General features: G+C 64.9%; 11 protein-coding genes. 8 read left to right on the top strand and 3 right to left on the bottom strand.

Going from position 1 to position 17,331, the window contains the following annotated elements; genetic code table 11:
- Positions 1-23: 23 nt before the first annotated feature.
- Positions 24-1,715 (bottom strand): Na/Pi cotransporter family protein, encoded by a 1,692-nt coding sequence (locus WI560_RS16040; RefSeq protein ID WP_375303991.1) that lies wholly within the window; start codon positions 1,713-1,715, stop codon positions 24-26.
- Positions 1,716-1,910: 195 nt separating this feature from the next.
- Positions 1,911-3,095, bottom strand: a complete 1,185-nt coding sequence (metC, locus tag WI560_RS16035; protein WP_375303990.1) for a cystathionine beta-lyase — start codon at positions 3,093-3,095, stop codon at positions 1,911-1,913.
- Between the two features lie 389 nt (positions 3,096-3,484).
- On the opposite strand from metC, the gene WI560_RS16030 reads away from it, so the two are divergent.
- From WI560_RS16030 to WI560_RS16005, 6 genes are all read left to right on the top strand, one after another.
- A complete protein-coding gene (locus WI560_RS16030) occupies positions 3,485-4,501 on the top strand; it encodes an amino acid ABC transporter substrate-binding protein (RefSeq protein ID WP_257179654.1) in 1,017 nt (338 codons plus the stop codon).
- A 25-nt stretch (positions 4,502-4,526) separates the two neighbouring features.
- Complete coding sequence (locus tag WI560_RS16025; protein WP_375303989.1) at positions 4,527-5,732, top strand: amino acid ABC transporter permease; 1,206 nt, start codon at positions 4,527-4,529, stop codon at positions 5,730-5,732.
- A complete protein-coding gene (locus WI560_RS16020) occupies positions 5,729-7,249 on the top strand; it encodes an amino acid ABC transporter permease (protein ID WP_375303988.1) in 1,521 nt (506 codons plus the stop codon). The genes WI560_RS16025 and WI560_RS16020 overlap by 4 nt, the downstream gene beginning before the upstream one ends.
- Before the next feature lie 11 nt (positions 7,250-7,260).
- Positions 7,261-7,998, top strand: a complete 738-nt coding sequence (locus tag WI560_RS16015; RefSeq protein ID WP_028136531.1) for an amino acid ABC transporter ATP-binding protein — start codon at positions 7,261-7,263, stop codon at positions 7,996-7,998.
- 99 nt (positions 7,999-8,097) lie between these two features.
- Positions 8,098-10,371 (top strand): tetratricopeptide repeat protein, encoded by a 2,274-nt coding sequence (locus tag WI560_RS16010; protein WP_375303987.1) that lies wholly within the window; start codon positions 8,098-8,100, stop codon positions 10,369-10,371.
- Positions 10,372-10,443: 72 nt separating this feature from the next.
- Positions 10,444-12,681, top strand: a complete 2,238-nt coding sequence (locus WI560_RS16005; protein WP_375303986.1) for a tetratricopeptide repeat protein — start codon at positions 10,444-10,446, stop codon at positions 12,679-12,681.
- A 62-nt stretch (positions 12,682-12,743) separates the two neighbouring features.
- Here WI560_RS16005 and WI560_RS16000 read toward each other — a convergent pair whose 3' ends face one another.
- Entirely contained in the window at positions 12,744-13,778 is a 1,035-nt protein-coding gene (locus WI560_RS16000) for a cysteine synthase A (RefSeq protein ID WP_375303985.1), read from the bottom strand.
- 695 nt (positions 13,779-14,473) lie between these two features.
- On the opposite strand from WI560_RS16000, the gene WI560_RS15995 reads away from it, so the two are divergent.
- Entirely contained in the window at positions 14,474-15,925 is a 1,452-nt protein-coding gene (locus WI560_RS15995) for an efflux transporter outer membrane subunit (protein ID WP_257179660.1), read from the top strand.
- Positions 15,915-17,309, top strand: coding sequence for an efflux RND transporter periplasmic adaptor subunit (locus tag WI560_RS15990; protein WP_375303984.1), 1,395 nt, complete (start codon positions 15,915-15,917; stop codon positions 17,307-17,309). Before WI560_RS15995 ends, WI560_RS15990 begins: the two co-directional genes overlap by 11 nt.
- Positions 17,310-17,331 lie beyond the last annotated feature (22 nt).

Genomic DNA, 17,331 nt, shown 5'->3' with positions numbered 1-17,331 from the left:
GACTTCAGTCGGCGCCCGTCCGCCTAGCGCGGCACCGCCGACGCCGCGCCTGAGGCGGGCAGGGCGGCCGTCTCCGCCTCGGTCCTGCGATAGGGCTCGCCGGCCGCGTCCAGCACAGGGTAGGCGACCGAGCAGATATGCGAGTGGATGCGCCTGAGGTCGCGCAGCACGTCGAGATGCAGTGACGTCGTTTCGATGGTTTCGGGGCGGCCCTCGCGCAGGCGATCGAGATGCCGCTCGACCGCGGCAAGCTCGGTGTTGCGCAGCGCGGTTTTCTCCACCAGCAGCTTGCGCGCCTCGTTGGCGTCGCCCGACATGAAGACGCCGAACGCGATCCGCAGCGAGTCCATTGTCCGCTTGTGGAAGGCGGCGAGCTCGTCCGCCCCTTCCGCCGAGAACTGGAAGCGCCGCTTGATCTTCTTTGTGGCGAGCTCGCTCAGGCTCTTGTCGATGATGTCGCCGATGTGTTCGAGGTTGATGGCGAAGGAGATGATCTCCATCGCGCGCCGTCCTTCGCTCTCGTCGAGGCTACCCCGCATCAGCTTGGTCACGTAGAGCTTGATGGCCTCGTCGAGACCGTCGACGAGATTGTCCATCTTGGAGACCTGGTCGACCAGCGCACGATCGCCCGTCATCATCGCGGCCATCACCTTGCGCAGCATGACCTCGACGAGATCGCCCATGCGCAACGTCTCGCGGGCGGCGTCGGCGAGTGCCAGCGACGGGGTCTCCAGCGCGGTCTCGTCGAGATAGCGCGGCCGGGCCGGGTCGGCCTCCTGAACGCGATCCGGAAAAAGACGAGTGAGCAGGCGCGACATGGCGTCGAGCAGGCCGATGAAGACGATTGCCGTGCCGACATTGAAGGCGATGTGGAAGGCCGCCGTCATCTTGGCGAGATCCGGCTGCCAGGCGTGCATGTGCTCGGCGATCCCGCCCAGGAAGGGCAGGACCAGGGCAATGCCGATCACGCGGTTGACGAGATTGCCGACCGGCAGGCGATAGCTCGCAGGATTGTCACGCCTGGCGCCCTCGAACACGGGATTGATGGCGCTGCCGAGATTGGCCCCGAGCACCAACGCCAGCGCCGCGTAGGGCGTGATGAACTGCGAATAGGCCAGCGACATGATCAGGAGCACGCTGGCGACGCTCGAATGCACCGTCCAGGTGACGAGGGCGGCGATGACGATGCACAGGATGGGATCGCCTGTGATGGCCGACATCACGACGCGGACTCCGGGCGCGTTCTCGGCCGGCGCCAGCGTGTCGAGCAGGATATGCAGCGAGAGCAGCATCAGGCCAAGGCCGATGCAGACGCGGCCGATGTCCTTGATCCGCGAACGCGGGCCGGAGCGGAACGCGACGAGGCCGAGCACGAACAGGACCGGCGCAACGGCTGCGATGTTGAACGACAGCACCTGCACGATCAGCGTCGTTCCGACATTGGCGCCCAACATGATGGCGAGCGCGGCGGCGAGGCTGACAAGGCCTTCGGCCGCGAACGAGCTCGTGATCAAGGCGGTCGCCGTGCTGCTCTGGAGCAGGGCGGTAAGCCCGAGGCCGGCGGCAAAGGCGTTGACGCGGCTGCCCAGCGCCTTGCCCAGCAGGCGCCTGAGGTCCGGACCGAAGGCGCGCAGAATCCCACTGTGGACCATGTGCAGGCCCCACAGCAACAGCGCCACGCCGCCCATGAGGTCGAGCAGAACCAACGTTCCCATTCTCCGTGTCCGGATTGGAGTCGATTGGTGAGGCTAGCGCCAAACGGCAGTGGATCAAATCATTTGTTGGCGCGTCGTCGTTAACGTTTACGACACTTGCACGTTCCCGCACGTCATGCGTCCGCCGCGGCGCACGTTGCGCGTCGGCCGCGTCGCGCCTGGCGCGTCAGCAGGCGCAATGCCCTGTGAGCAGGCTCACATTGCCGCTTTGAGGGCAGCAAAGCCGCGATCGAGATCGGCCTTGAGATCGTCGGTGCTCTCGAGCCCGATGTGCAGACGCAGCGTCGGGCCGCCGGGCGCCCATTTGGTCGCGGTGCGATAGGCGTCGCAATCGAAGGGAATCGCAAGGCTCTCGAAGCCGCCCCAGGAAAAACCCATGCCGAACAGCTTGAGCGTGTTGAGCATGGCGTCGACGGCCTGCTGCGGCGCCGGCTTCAGCACGATGCTGAACAGGCCGGATGCGCCGGTGAAGTCGCGCTTCCAGATGGCGTGACCGGGATCGGTCTCCAGGCCCGGATGCAGCACGCGAGCAACCTCGGACCTGGCAGCGAGCCAGCGCGCCATGTCGAGACCGGAGCGATGATGCTGCGCCAGCCGGACCGACAGCGTGCGCAGGCCGCGCAGCGCGAGGAACACGTCGTCGGGACCGGCGCAGACCCCGAGCAGGCGGATGCCTTCGGCAACGATCGGCCAGGCCTTGGCATTGGCCGAGATCGTGCCGAACATGATGTCGGAATGGCCGCCGATATATTTGGTGGCGGCCTGCATGCTGACGTCGACGCCCTGTTCGAGCGAGCGGTGATAGAGCGGCGTTGCCCAGGTGTTGTCGTCGATGACGAGCGCGCCCTTCGCATGCGCGACCTCGGCGATGGCGCGGATGTCCGGCATCTCGAACGATTGCGAGCCCGGCGCCTCCACCAGCACCGCGCGGGTGTTCGGCTTGAACAGCTTGTCGATGCCGGCACCGATCAGCGGATCAAAGTACGTGGTCTCGACGCCGTAGCGGGCGAGCATGCCGTTGCAGAAATTGCGCGAGGGGCGGTAGACGTTGTCGACGACCAGAATGTGGTCGCCGGCCTTCAGCAGCGCGAGCAGGGTAGTGGAGATCGCCGACAATCCCGACGGCACGATGCCGACGCCGGCGCATTGCGGCCCCTCCAATGCCATCAGCGTCTCCTGGAACGCCTTGGTGGTGGGGGAACCGTGGCGGCCATAGGTGAACTCGCCGCGATGGGCGTGCAGGTCCTCGGCGGTCGCATAGAGCACGGTCGAGCCGTGGAAAACCGGCGGATTGACGAACCCCTTCTGCGCCTTGGTGTCGCGGCCGGAGGTGACCAGCCGGGTCTCGGCCTTCTGCTCTTGGGGGTGCGAGGAATCCATGCGTCTGCTTTCAAAACCGCGTTTCCGGTCGGGGCTGGGCGCCCGACGGGCCGGCCGAAAGGCCGCTGTCGTTAATAACAGAACACAGAAGAGTCCCGTCAACCCCTTGACCCGGCACGCCAGTCGTTCTGTGATGCGCAGGTGCTATTCAGTCGCCGCATGTTGAGGGGCCTGCCGCGACCTTCGATCCATCGTCTGACCGAACTTTGCGCACAGCCCATAGCGGCGGGCGCCAGCGGCGGGGATTAAGGTATGGCCTCCCGGGATCGGCGAGTGTTCGGCAAGGTTTTCCAGCATGACTCTTGCAAGGCTGGTCTTGATATGCCCGGCCCGGCAGGGATGATCCTGAGACAACGTTCCTTGAGACGACTTTGAAAGGCCCAAAGCCCATGAAACGCGTAACCCTGGCTCTCACTCTTGCTCTCGCCGCCGGTCTCTCCGTCCAAGCTGCCGATGCGCAAACGCTCAAGACGGTCAAGGACCGGGGCATGCTGTCCTGCGGCGTCAGCCAGGGCCTGCCCGGCTTCTCCTCGCCCGACGACAAGGGCAACTGGACCGGCATCGACGTCGACGTCTGCCGCGCCATCGCTGGCGCGATCTTCAACGATCCGACCAAGGTCAAGTTCGTGCCGCTGTCCGCCAAGGACCGCTTCACCGCGCTGCAGTCCGGCGAGATCGACGTGCTCTCGCGCAACACCACCTGGACCATCTCGCGCGACACCTCGCTCGGCGCCAATTTTACCGGCGTGACCTATTATGACGGGCAGGGCTTCATGGTGAAGAAGTCGCTCAAGGTGAACTCGGCGCTCGAGCTCAACAGCGCCTCGGTCTGCGTGCAGACCGGCACGACCACCGAGCAAAATCTCGCCGACTACTTCAAGGCGAACAACATGAAGTACGAGGTGATCGCGTTCGCCACCAACGACGAAACGGTCAAGGCCTATGAAGCCGGGCGCTGCGACGTCTTCACCACGGACCAGTCGGGCCTCTACGCCAACCGCCTCAAGCTCGCCAGTCCCAACGACCACATGGTGCTCCCCGAGATCATCTCCAAGGAGCCGCTCGGCCCGATGGTGCGCCACGGCGACGACCAGTGGTTCGACATCGTGAAGTGGACGTTGTTCGCGATGATCACCGCCGAGGAGCTCGGGGTGACCTCGAAGAACGTCGACGAGAAGGCGAAGCTGGATAATCCGGAGATGAAGCGGGTTGTCGGCAGCGACGGCAATTTCGGCGAACAGCTCGGCCTGACCAAGGATTGGGTGGTGCGGATCGTGAAGACGGTCGGCAATTACGGCGAGGTGTTCGATCGCAACGTCGGCGCGGGCTCGCCGCTGGCCATCAACCGCGGCCTCAACAATCTCTGGAACAAGGGCGGTCTTCAGTACGCGCCGCCGATCCGCTGACCGCTCCTGACCCGCTGACAGCGGCATGAGCACCGAGGCCCGAAAACCGCCGCCCCAGATCGCGCTGAAGATCAGGCGCCTTCTGGGCGGCAAGGCAGGCTGGAACGGCGTTGCCGTCCAGTTTGCCTTCGCGGCGGTCCTGGGCTGGATCGGCTACGAGATCGTCTCCAATGCTCGCGCCAACCTGGAGAACCAGCACATTGCCGCCGGCTTCGGCTTCCTGCGCAACAACGCCGGTTTCGACGTCAACCAGACCCTGATCTCCTATACCGGCTCGGATACGTTCCTGCGCGTGTTCGTGGTCGGTCTCCTGAACACGCTCGTGGTCTCGGTGGTGGGCATCGTCTTCGCCACCGTGTTCGGCTTCGTCGTCGCGCTGTGCCGGCTGTCGCCGAACTGGCTGCTGTCGCGCATCGGCGAGATCTATGTCGAGGTCATCCGCAACCTGCCACTCCTGTTCCAGATCCTGTTCTGGTATCTGGCGGTGCTGGCGGCCTTGCCCAATCCGCGGCAGAGCATCTCGCTGTTCGGCATCGCCTTCATCAGCAATCGCGGCCTCGTCATCCCCAGTCCGATCGGCCAGAGCGGTCTCGAGCCGTTCCTGGTGGTGCTGGCGCTCGGCATCGTCTCCTCGCTGGCCCTGCGCTTCTACGCAAGGCGAGCGCTGTTTCAGCGCGGCCACGTGATCCGCATCTGGCCTTACGTGCTGGCCCTGCTGTTCGGGTTTCCGCTGGCCACGACGCTGGCATTCGGTTTGCCCTTCTCGTTCGAGCTGCCGCAGCTGAGGGGATTCAATTTCGCAGGCGGCTCGCGCGTCATCCCGGAATTCGTGGCGCTGGTGGTGGCGCTGTCGACCTACACGGCCGCGTTCATCGCCGAGATCGTGCGCGCCGGTATCCTGTCCGTTCACAAGGGGCAGATGGAGGCGGGGTCCTCGCTGGGCCTCAGCCGCGGTGCCACGCTCCGCCTGATCGTCGTGCCGCAGGCCATGCGTGTCATCGTGCCGCCGCTGACCAACCAATATCTCAATCTTACCAAGAACTCGTCGCTGGCGGTCGCGATCGGCTATCCGGACCTCGTCTCGGTATTTGCCGGCACATCGCTGAGCCAGACCGGGCAGGCGATCGAGATCATCGCCATGACGATGGGCATCTACCTTCTGATCTCGCTCGTCACCAGCGCCATCATGAGCCTCTATGGTTGGCGGGTCAGCCGGAGTCTGGGCGCATGAGCGATATCGTCTCGCCCAGCTTTGTTCGCCGTGACCTGCTCGCCGAGCGACCCGCGCCAGTGAAGACCACCGGCTTCATCGGCCTGATGCGCACGCGCCTGTTCAACTCGCCGACCAACATCCTGCTGACGATCCTGGGCGCCTTGTTGCTCTGGTACACGATCGTTCCCTCCGTCAAGTTCCTGGTCGTCGATGCGGTCTGGAGCGGCAAGGACCGCACCGCCTGCCTCGCCGAGAACGCCGGTTTTGCCGTCGGCGCCTGCTGGCCCTACATCCAGGCGAAGCTTCCGCAGCTGATCTACGGATTCTATCCCGAGGCCGAACGCTGGCGGGTCGATCTCACATTCATCCTGGCCGCGGCCCTGTTGGTGCCGCTGCTCGTACCGCGGCTGCCGGCGAAGAGCCTGAACGCCGGCATGTTCTTCGTCGCGTTTCCGGTGGTCGCCTTCTTCCTGCTGCACGGAGGCGGCATCAAGGGCTTCGGCCTGAGCTGGACGGCTGGTCTCCTGGAGCTGTTCGACGAGAGCATCATTGGTGCCGGACAGGCGCTGCTCGGTCTCAGCAAGACCTCGGCGATCGGACCGCTGCTGTGGGGCGTCGGAAGCCTCATCGTGCTATTCGGTACAGCGGTCCATTGGCTGATCTTTCCGCTCACCTGGTTGCGCGACTATATCCAGGGGACAGGCCAGCCGGTCTGGGCCGATTTCGCGGCGACGGCCGCGATCGCGTGCCTGGTCGCCTTCGTTCTCGGCGGCGGCGTTCGCACCGGCGGGCGGGCTCTGGCATCGAGCATCGCCACCTTCATTGCCATCGCCATCGTCATCAGGCTCATGGATCTCGATCACGGCGGATTGCCGGTCGTCTCGACCAATCTTTGGGGCGGCCTGCTGGTGACGCTGGTGGTGTCCGTCACGGGCATCGTCACCTCGCTACCGATCGGCATCGCGCTCGCGCTGGGCCGCCGCTCGACCATTCCCTTGATCCGGATCTTCTCGATCGCCTTCATCGAGTTCTGGCGCGGCGTACCGCTGATCACCGTGCTGTTCTTCGCCACCTACATGCTGCCGTTGTTCCTGCCCGGCAATTTCACCGTCGACGGCCTCGTCCGCGCGCTGATCGGCATCGCGCTGTTCACCGGCGCCTATCAGGCCGAGAACGTCCGCGGCGGGCTCGCCGCGATCCCGCGCGGGCAAACCGAGGCGGCGGCCGCCCTCGGGCTCTCCTGGTGGAAGACGACCTCATTGATCGTGCTGCCGCAGGGGTTACGCCACGTCATCCCGAACCTCGTCAACAGCTTCATCTCGCTGTTCAAGGACACCTCGCTGGTCTCGATCGTCGCGCTGTTCGATCTGTTGGGCTCGCTGCGCGCCTCGTTCTCGGATCCGAAATGGTCGACGCCGTCGACCGCGTTCACCGGCTTCGCCTTCGCCGGCATCATCTACTTCATCTTCTGCTTTGGAATGTCGCGCTATTCGCTGTTCGTCGAGCATCGTCTCAACGCCCACCGCCGCAGCTGATCGAGGTCCCCATGTCAGACCCCATCGTCAAGATTTCCGGCCTCAACAAATGGTACGGCGACTTTCACGTGCTGCGCGACATCGACCTCGACGTCCGCAAGGGCGAGCGCATCGTGATCTGCGGGCCCTCCGGCTCCGGTAAGTCGACGTTGATCCGCTGCATCAACGCGCTCGAGGAATTCCAGGAGGGCGAGATCGTCGTCGACGGCATCGAGCTCGGGCCCAACCTCAAGCATGTCGATGCCGTGCGCCGCGAAGTCGGCATGGTGTTTCAGAGCTTCAATCTGTTCCCGCACCTCACGGTGCTCGACAATTGCACGCTGGCGCCGATCTGGGTCCGCAACATCCCGAAGAAGGACGCGGAGGCGACCGCGATGAAGTTCCTGGAGCGGGTCAAGATCCCGCATCAGGCCAACAAGTTTCCGGGCCAGATGTCCGGCGGCCAGCAGCAGCGCGTCGCCATCGCCCGGGCCTTGACCATGAACCCGAAAGTCATGCTGTTCGACGAGCCGACCTCGGCGCTCGACCCGGAGATGGTCAAGGAGGTGCTGGACACCATGGTGGACCTCGCCGGGGAGGGCATGACCATGATGGTCGTCACCCACGAGATGGGTTTTGCCCGCGAGGTCGCCAACCGCGTGGTGTTCATGGACGCCGGCCAGATCATCGAGGCCAACACCCCGAACGAGTTCTTCGCGGCGCCTCAGCACGCCCGCACGAAGCTGTTCCTGAGCCAGATCTTGCGCTGATCCCCGGGAAATCCCGGGGGCGATGCTGGTCCGGCGACCGGGCGGTCATCGCTCGCGAATCAGTTAGACTCGGCTTCGGGCATTCTCCGGAGAGACACCTTGCAGAACAGCGGCGGCGGCGCGCGCGCATTCCAGAACGCGCGATTGCAGAAGAAATTGATGAAGCAGGCCGACGCCGTCATTGCCGCTGCGGCGAACGCCTATGGCCAGGGCCGGTATGCCGAGACCGAGGCGCTGTGCCGCGAGATCCTGAAAGCCCTTCCGGATCATGTCGACGCCATGCATCTGCTCGGCATGTGCGCCCATGACGGCCGGCGCCTCGAGGAGGCGAAAGAGCTAATCGAGCGCGTGATTGCGCTCGATCCGCGCCTGCACGATGCCCACAACAACCTCGCGACCGTGCATTTCGACCTCGGCAATTACGAGGAGGCGCGGAAGTGCCAGGAGAGGGCGATCGCGCTGAAGCCGAATTTCGCGGTCGCGATCACCAATCTCGGCAACACGCTGATGCATATGGGACAGTACGAGCAGGCGCTCGAGATGCACGAGCGCGCCATCAAGCTGAAGCCGGATTACGCCGATGCGCTCTGCAACCGTGGCATGGTCCAGATCGTGCTCGGGCAGGTGATGCGCGCCAAGGAGAGTTTCGAGCGCGCCTTGCTGTTTCAGCCGCGTCACGCCGAAGCCATCGTCGGCAGCGGCATGGTGAGCATGGAGCTCCGGCACCACGACGAGGCGGCCGCCAAGTTTGCCGCGGCGCTGGCGATCAAGCCGGGCGCGCCGAGGATCCTGGCCCAGCGCGGGCGGCTCAGTTACGAACTGCAGCGCCTGGAGCCCGCGCTTGCGGATTTCGAGGCGGCGCTTGCGATTTCGCCCAAGCTCGAACTGGCGCTCCGGGGCAAGGCCCAGGCCTGCCTTGTCATGGGAAAGACCGCGCAGGCGATGGCGGCCGCGACGACCTTGATCGAGCGAAACCCGCGTTCCGAGATGGGAATGGCGCTGATGGGATTCGCTTATTCGAACCAGGGCGACATGGACACCGCGATCGAATATCTCGACCGCGCACTGGCGCTCCGACCGGACTATGGGGACGCGATCCGGGGAAAGATCTTCCTGCAGGATTACCGTGCCGAGGCCGATTTCGTGGTGCAGCAGGCGGTGCGGAAATCCTGGTGGGATGCGATCGGCTCCAGGATACCGCAAAGGACGCTGCCGAAGCGGCCGCTCGATCCGGACAAGCGGATCGTGGTCGGCTATGTCGCTGCCGAGTTCCGCCAGCATTCGGCGGGGCTCACCTTGCTGCCGGTGCTGCGCCATCATGATCACACCAGGTTCAAGATCATCTGCTACTATTCCTGGCCGGGGGCGGACGAGTACACCGCCAAGTTCAAATCATTGGCGGACGTCTGGGTCGATGCCTGGGGGCTTTCGGACGACGAACTCGCCGATCGCATTCAGGCCGACAATGTCGACATCCTGATCGACGTGTCGGGCCACACCACCGGAAACCGGCTGCAATGCTTCGCGCGGAAGCCGGCTCCGATCCAGGCGACCGGGTTCGGACACGCGACGGGCACGGGCATGCCGACCATGGACTATGTGCTCGCCGATCCCATCTTCATTCCGCCGTCGGTCCGGCACCTGTTTCCCGAGAAGATCCACGATCTGCCGTGCCTGATCACGATGGAGCCGGTCACCAATCTGCAGCCCTCCGAGCTGCCGATGCTCCGCAACGGCTACGTCACTTTCGGCGTGTTCAACCGCATCTACAAGATCTCGGACGATGCGATCCGCGTGTGGTCGCGCATCATGCGGGAGGTGCCGGGATCGAAGATCATCCTGAAGCATGGTCTGCTCGACGATGCACTGCTGCGCGACAGCCTGATCGCGCGCTTCGTCGCGCAGGGCATTGCGGAGGAGAACATCACGTGCCTCGGCACCACCTCGCGCGACGACCACCTGATGGCCTTCGACAAGGTCGACATCTCGCTCGACACGTTCCCGCAAAATGGCGGCATCAGCACCTGGGAATCGCTCTACAAGGGCGTTCCCGTCGTCGCCAAGCTCGGTATCGGCGCCTCCTCGCGTGCCGGCGCCTCCATCGTGGCCGCGGTCGGGCTCGGTGACTGGGTCGCCGAGGACGACGATGGCTATGTCGAGATCGCCCGCAAGTTTGCCGCGCAGCCCGAGCATCTGGCGAAGTTGCGCGCAGGGCTACCGGCTCAGATCGCAGCCTCGCCCGCCGGCAATGTCGAGATCTACACCCGCGAGCTCGAAGCGGGCTACCGCAAGTTCTGGCGCGACTATTGTGCCGCGGCTTCGGAACGCGGTGACACCGCGCAGGGCGAGGCGGGCACGCTGGGCGGTTCCTGAGCCACACAGGTCTCGCCGGCTGGCCGTGCGAATCAGTTAGACTCACCTCGGGCCCTTTTCCGGAGAAACACCTTGCAGAGCAGCGCCGGCGCGCGCGCATTCCAGAATGCGCGGTTGCAGAAGAAGTTGAAGAAGCAGGCCGATGCCATCATCTCTGCCGCGGCGAGCGCCTATGGCCAGAGCAGGTATGCCGAGAGCGAGGCACTCTGCCGCCAGATCGTGCAGGCCGTTCCGGATCATTTCGACGCCATGCATGTCCTCGGCCTGAGCGTGCAACAGCTCGGGCGTCTCGATGAGGCGCAACAATTGCTCGAGCGCGCGGTCGCGATCGAGCCGCGTTCGCACGAGGCGCAGAACAATCTCGGCTCCGTGTATCTCGCCCTCCAGAAATTTGAGGCCGCGCGCGCATGTCTGGAGAAGGCGATCGCGTTGAAGCCGAATTTTCCGCCGGCGCTGGCCGGCCTCGGCAACACCCTGCTTCAGATGAGCCTGCCCGAGCGGGCCATCGAAGTGTACGAGCGCGCGATCAAGCTGAAGCCCGACTATGCCGACGCGCTCTGCAATCGTGGCGTCGCGGAGCTGGCGCTGTTTCGGTTTGACCGCGCCCGCGAGAGCTTTGATCGCGCGCTGTTGTTTCAGCCGCGCCACGTCGAGGCGCTGATCGGCAAAGGCATGGTCAGTATCGAGCTCAGGCGCTACGACGAGGCGGAAGTGGCGCTCGCAGCGGCGCTCGCCATCAAGCCGGATTCGGCGAAGATTCTGGCGCAACGCGGGCGACTTAACACGGCACTGTCGCGGCCGGAACAGGCCGCTGCGGATTTCGATGCGGCACTTGCACTTTCGCCGCGGTTTGAAGTGGCCTTGCGCGGAAAGGCAGAGGCCTCGCTCAGCATCGGAAACACCGCACAGGCGATCGCGGCCTGCACGACCTTGCTCGAGCAGAATCCGCACTCCACGATCGCATTGGCGTTGCTGAGCTCCTGTTTTGCAAACCAGGGAGAAATCGCATCCGCGATCGAACATCTCGACAGGGCGCTGGCGATCGCGCCGGACCCGGATTTGATGGCGCGGAAGATCTACTTCCTGGACTTTCTCCCGGACGCCGATTTCACGGTCCAGCAGGCGGCGCGCAAGTCCTGGGGGGAAGCAATCGGGGCCAGAGTGCCGCAAAGGAAGCTCGCGCCCCGGCAGCTCGACCCCGACAGGCGGATCGTGATTGGCTATGTCTCTTCCGAATTCTGGTACCACTCGGCGGCGTTCGGGCTATTGCCCGTGCTGCGCCATCACGACCATGCGAACTTCGAGATCGTCTGTTATTCGTGTTCGCCGACACGTGACGCGGTGACGGCCCAATTCAGGTCGGCGGCCGACGTCTGGGTCGACGCCTGGCAGATGTTCGACGATCAGCTGGCGGATCGCATTCAGGCCGACAAGGTCGACATCCTCATCGACGTGTCCGGACATTCGTCGGGCAACAGGCTCCAGGTGTTCGCCCGCAAGCCGGCTCCCATCCAGGTCACTGGCTTCGGACACGCGACCGGTACGGGCCTTCAGGCCATGGACTACGTGCTTGCGGACCCGGTCTTTATTCCGCAATCGGCCCGGCACCTGCTGACCGAAAAGGTCTTTGATCTGCCGTGCCTGATCACGATCGATCCGATCCTGGATGTGCCACCTTCCGAGCTTCCCATGCTCCGCAACGGCTACGTCACCTTCGGGGTGTTCAACCGCGTCAACAAGATCTCGGACGAGGCCATCCGCGTATGGTCGAAAGTGATGCGCGAGGTGGCCGGGTCGAAGATCATCATCAAGCACACGCTGCTTGACGATCGGCTGGTGCGCGACGGCCTCCTTGCGCGATTTGTGGCGCAGGGAATTGCGGAAGAAGCTATCACCTGCCTCGGCTCGTCCGATCGTGCCGAGCATCTGCGCGCCTTTGCGCAGGTCGATATCTCGCTCGATCCATTCCCGCAAAACGGTGGCGTTAGTACCTGGGAATCCCTCTATGCGGGCGTTCCGGTCGTGGCCAAGCTCGGCCACGGCGCGTCCTCGCGCGCCGGCGGTTCCATCGTTTCGGCTGTCGGCCTCGATGACTGGGTCGCGGAGGACGACGAGGGCTATGCCGCGATCGCTTGCAAGTTTGCCTCGCAGCCCGAGCATCTGGCGAAGCTGCGGGCGGACTTGCCGGCGAGGATCGCAGCCTCGGCCGCGGGCAATGTCGAGGTCTATACCCGCAGGGTCGAGGACGGATACCGCCAGTTCTGGCGCGATTATTGCGCCGCGGCCTCGGAACGCGGCGAGCCCGCGTAGCCGCCGATCACCCTGCGCAGAGCTTGTGACGCGCGCCCCGGCTCAAAGGGGGCGCGCAACGATCACACGAACGGCGGCTTGATGTTGCTGCGCTTCTCCAGCCACTCGGGCACGGGCAGGTTCTTGGCGCGCATGAAATCGGCGTTGAACAGTTTCGACTGATACCGGCTGCCGGAATCGCACAGCACGGTCACGACCGTCTTGCCGGGCCCGAGCTGCTTTGCGAGCCGCATCGCCCCGACGACGTTGATGCCGGTCGAGCCGCCAAGGCACAGGCCTTCGTGCTGAAGCAATTCGTAGATCGCCGTGACGGCTTCAGCGTCGGGAACGAGATAGGCATCATCCACCTTCGCGGTCTCGACGATCGCGGTCGCCCGGTTGAGGCCGATGCCTTCGGTGATCGAGCCGCCCGGCGTCGCCTTGGCCTCGCCGGTCCTGAAATATTCGTACATGCCGGCGCCGTGCGGATCGGCGCAGGCGATGCGGATGGTCTTGCTCTTCTCTTTCAGATAACGGCTGACGCCGGACAGCGTGCCGCCGCTGCCGACTGAGCAGACGAAGCCGTCGACTTTGCCGCCGGTCTGCTCCCAGATCTCGGGTCCGGTGGATTCATAATGCGCCTTGGCGTTGTCGAGGTTGTTCCACTGGTCTGCGAACAGCACGCCGTTCGGCTCGGTCTTGCGCAACTCGTCCGCGAGCCGCCGGCCGACGTGTTGATAATTGTTGGGGTTGGCATAGGGCAGGGCGGGCACCTCGATCAGCTCGGCGCCGCACAGCTTCAGGAAGTCCTTCTTCTCCTGGCTCTGCGTCTCCGGGATCACGATCAAGGTGCGATAGCCGCGCGCGCTGGCGACGACGGCAAGCCCGATGCCGGTATTGCCGGCGGTCGCTTCCACCACGAGACCACCGGGCTTGAGCTCGCCGCGCTTCTCGGCCTCCAGGATCATCCATTTGCCGGCGCGGTCCTTGACCGACTGGCCGGGATTCATGAATTCGGCCTTGCCCAGAATGGTGCAGCCGGTCAGTTCAGAGGCGCGCTTCAGCTTGATCAGCGGGGTGTTGCCGATGGCTTCGACAACGTCGTTTCGAATGCTCATGTCAGGAAAATCGCCACCAAGAGGGGTTGATCTGGTTGGCCAGAACCTAGTGCTTGGGGGGCCAAAGGGGAAGGCTTTTGCGTTGCGGCGAAACCCGTCGAAACGCCTGTCCCGACTACAATATTCTCGCGCGGCAATGTGCGCGGCCGCGAGGCGGGACATCAGGAGGAGGAAATGTCCGAACATCGCCGGAGGATGGAAGATGACCGTCGTCCGGGACCAATCCGCGAACGCTTCTTTCCAACGACCGGACGGTCCGGCATTGAGCGCCGTTGACGGCTTTGTGAGATGGCGCCGACGAGAGAGCGGCTTGATGCGAGCCGCAGAAGGCTCTTGCGGCTGGGTGGAGCGCTGCGAACGCAGGTGTGGCAGCAATATCACATGAAATCTTGGTAAGCTTGATCGCGCCTGCCGGTGTTTTCAGAATAAGAGAAATCGCTGCCAGACAGGCACCTTTGGCATTTTCATCGATTCGTTTCAGGCGCGTCGGCAGGACCGTCCCGTGACTGCGGCCCTGTCCCCGAGTTCAGCGGCCGGCTAGTATCGCCTCGAGGTTCCGCAGAAAGCATCGCCGCTGTGAACGAGTTGTCCAAGGCCCCGCGATCGTCCCGCCGCGAATCGGTTAATCCGGTTGCGCGGCGGCTTGATCTGCCCGGCGGGGGGTGGATGTGACACAGGGTGTTCCGGGGATCGCCATGCGGCGGTCCGAAGGCTCAGCGGCCCGGACGCTGCGCGCGGCGCGCTGGCTTGCGGTGGTGTGCCTCGCCGCCACCTCGGGCGCGTGCGTGCTGACCCAGGATCTTCCTGATCCCGCCCTCGACGTTCCCACGCAGTACAAATATGCCGGCAAGGGCGATGCGCCGCCGTCATTGGATTGGTGGCGCGGCTTCCGCTCTGCGGAGCTGACGCAGCTGATGGAAGAGGCGCAGACCGTCAATCTCGACATCGCCGCCGCCGTCTCCCGCATCGTCCAGGCCGACGCCCAGGCACGGCAGGCGGGCGCGGCGCTGCTGCCGAGCTTATCGACCGGCGGATCGGAAACCTATTCGCGCACCTCGGGCGCAAGCTCCTCAGGCCTGTCCATCGGCGGGCGCGAAGTCGTCAACTATTCGGCTTCGCTCAGCGCCAGCTATCAGCTCGACTTCTGGGGCCAGAACCGCGCTGCGCTGCAGACCGCGGAGGAAACCGCCAACGCCAACCGCTTCGATCGCGACACCGTCGCGCTGACGACGCTCGCTGCCGTCGCCAACGCCTATTTCCAGGTGCTGGCCTCGCAGGACCGCATCCGCACCTCCCAGCGCAACATCGCGAGCGCGCAGCGCATCCTCGATGCGGTCAGAGAGCGGCGCAGGGCCGGCACCGGCACGGATCTCGATGTCGCCCAGCAGGAGAGCGTGCTCGCCAACCAGAAGGCCCTGGTGCCGCCGCTGCGCCAGACGCTGGACCAGAACGTCAACGCGCTCGCCGTGCTGGTTTCGCGCCCGCCCGAGAGCGTGCGCGTGCATGGCGGCTCGCTCGACCGGATCGCGATCCCGCGCGTGACGCCCGGCCTGCCGTCGGAGCTTCTGACACAGCGGCCTGACATCCGCCGCCAGGAGGCGCAGCTTGCCTCCGCGACCGCCAACATCGGCAATGCCCGCGCCCAGTTCTTTCCGACCATCCAGCTCACCGGCAATGGCGGTTATCAGAGCGCGGCGTTGGTCTCGCTGTTCCAGCCGCATGCGGCGTTCTTCCAGCTCGTCGGCAGCGCCACGCAGCCGATCTTCGACGGCGGCAGAATTCTCGGCAATTTCGAACTCGCCAAGGCGCGGCAGGACGAGCTGCTCCAGACCTACCGCAAGACCATCGTGCAGGCCTTTGCCGACGTCGACAACGCGCTGTTCTCGATCAAGCAGACCACGATCCGGCTGCAATTGCAGCGCGATGTCGTTGCCGCCTCGCGCCGTGCCTTCGATCTGTCGGAGCAGCAATTGCGCGCCGGTACCGCCGACATCGTGACCGTGCTCAACACCCAACTGACCCTGTTCCAGGCGGAAGACGCGCTGTGGCAGGCCCAACTCGCGCGGCTCCTCGCCATCGTCAGCCTGTACCAGGCGCTCGGCGGCGGCTGGGAGCCGAGGATGGAGAAACCGGTCAATGCTCTTTAAGCCGGACGGCAAGCCAGGCGTAGAGGAGGGGACGGCGAGGAGATCGCGCGGCCGCGGCTTCGTCGTGACCCTGATCACGCTGGCGATCCTCGGAGGGCTCGGTTATCTCGGCTGGATCGCCATGCATCAGCAGCAGGCCAACAACCGCAACAACCAGCGGCCGGATCTGCCGGTGCCCGTGCTGGCGGCAACCCCGAGGGTGCAGGACGTTCCGGTCTATCTCGACGGCGTCGGCGCGATCCGCGCGCTCAACACCGTGACGGTGCGCTCGCAGGTCGACGGCAAGCTGATCGCGGTGAACTTCACCGAAGGCCAGGACGTCAAGAAGGGCGACGTGCTCGGCGAGATCGATCCGGCGATCTACCAGGCGCAGTACGACCAGGCCGTCGCCAAGAAGGCGCAGGATGAGGCCCAGCTCGCCAACCAGCGCATCGACCTGACCCGATACGAGCAGCTCGCCGCCTCCAATGCCGGCTCCAAGCAGCAGGCCGACACCCAGCGCGCGCTGGTCGCGCAGACCGAGGCGCTGGTCAAGGCCGACCAGGCCGCGATCGACAATGCGGCGGCAACGCTCAGCTACACCAAGATCGTGGCCCCGATCTCCGGCCGTGCCGGCCTGCGCCAGGTCGACCAGGGCAACATCATCCATGCCTCCGACACCACGGGTCTCGTGGTGATCGCGCAATTGCAGCCGATCGCGGTGTGGTTCAGCCTGCCGCAGCAACAGATCATGCGCGTCAATGCGGCCGCCGCGAAAGGCACGCTCACGGTCGACGTGTTCGGCAATGACGGCACCACCGTGATCGACACCGGCAAGCTGACCGGCATCGACAATCAGGTCGACCAGACCACCGGCACGCTCAAGCTCAAGGCGGAGTTTCCCAACGCCAATTACCAGCTCTGGCCGGGCCAGTTCGTCAATGTCCGCCTCAAGGTCGAGACCTTGACGCAGGCACTGGTGGTGCCGACATCGGCCGTGCAGCGCGGCCCGATCGGGACGTTCGGCTATGTCATCGGCGAGGACAATGTGGCCTCGGCCAAGCCCGTGACGGTGACGCAGCAGAACGAGCACGATGCCGTTATCGCCAGCGGCCTGTCGCCGAACGATCGCGTCGTGACCACCGGCTTTGCCAACCTGTCCGACGGCTCCAAGGTGATCGTCGGCCGCGACGACCAGACCCCGTCGGCCGATCTCGCCCCGCGCAAGCGCTCGCGCGGGCCTGACGGTCAGAAGAAGGATGGTGCCAAGGACGGTCAGAAGGACGTGCAAGGCAAGGACGGCGAGTTCCGGGCCAAGCGCAAGAGCAGCGAAGGCGACCAGAAGGGACAGACCGGGCCGGCTCCGGGCCCGGGGGCAGCGGGAAGTGGAGCCAAGCAGCCATGATCCCGACAACAGCCGCCTGACG

Source organism: Bradyrhizobium sp. A11 (assembly GCF_042077125.1).
GTDB classification, from domain to species: Bacteria; Pseudomonadota; Alphaproteobacteria; order Rhizobiales; family Xanthobacteraceae; genus Bradyrhizobium; species Bradyrhizobium japonicum_B.
This window is presented reverse-complemented; position numbering and strand designations above follow the sequence as displayed.

Excerpts from the sequence above, each read along its gene's own strand:
- WI560_RS16020 (WP_375303988.1), top strand. The coding sequence starts at position 5,729 with ATGAGCGATATCGTCTCGCCCAGCTTTGTTCGCCGTGACCTGCTCGCC.
- WI560_RS16040 (WP_375303991.1), bottom strand. The coding sequence starts at position 1,715 with ATGGGAACGTTGGTTCTGCTCGACCTCATGGGCGGCGTGGCGCTGTTG.
- WI560_RS16030 (WP_257179654.1), top strand. The coding sequence starts at position 3,485 with ATGAAACGCGTAACCCTGGCTCTCACTCTTGCTCTCGCCGCCGGTCTC.
- WI560_RS15990 (WP_375303984.1), top strand. The coding sequence starts at position 15,915 with ATGCTCTTTAAGCCGGACGGCAAGCCAGGCGTAGAGGAGGGGACGGCG.
- WI560_RS16025 (WP_375303989.1), top strand. The coding sequence starts at position 4,527 with ATGAGCACCGAGGCCCGAAAACCGCCGCCCCAGATCGCGCTGAAGATC.
- WI560_RS16000 (WP_375303985.1), bottom strand. The coding sequence starts at position 13,778 with ATGAGCATTCGAAACGACGTTGTCGAAGCCATCGGCAACACCCCGCTG.
- WI560_RS15995 (WP_257179660.1), top strand. The coding sequence starts at position 14,474 with ATGCGGCGGTCCGAAGGCTCAGCGGCCCGGACGCTGCGCGCGGCGCGC.
- metC (WP_375303990.1), bottom strand. The coding sequence starts at position 3,095 with ATGGATTCCTCGCACCCCCAAGAGCAGAAGGCCGAGACCCGGCTGGTC.
- WI560_RS16015 (WP_028136531.1), top strand. The coding sequence starts at position 7,261 with ATGTCAGACCCCATCGTCAAGATTTCCGGCCTCAACAAATGGTACGGC.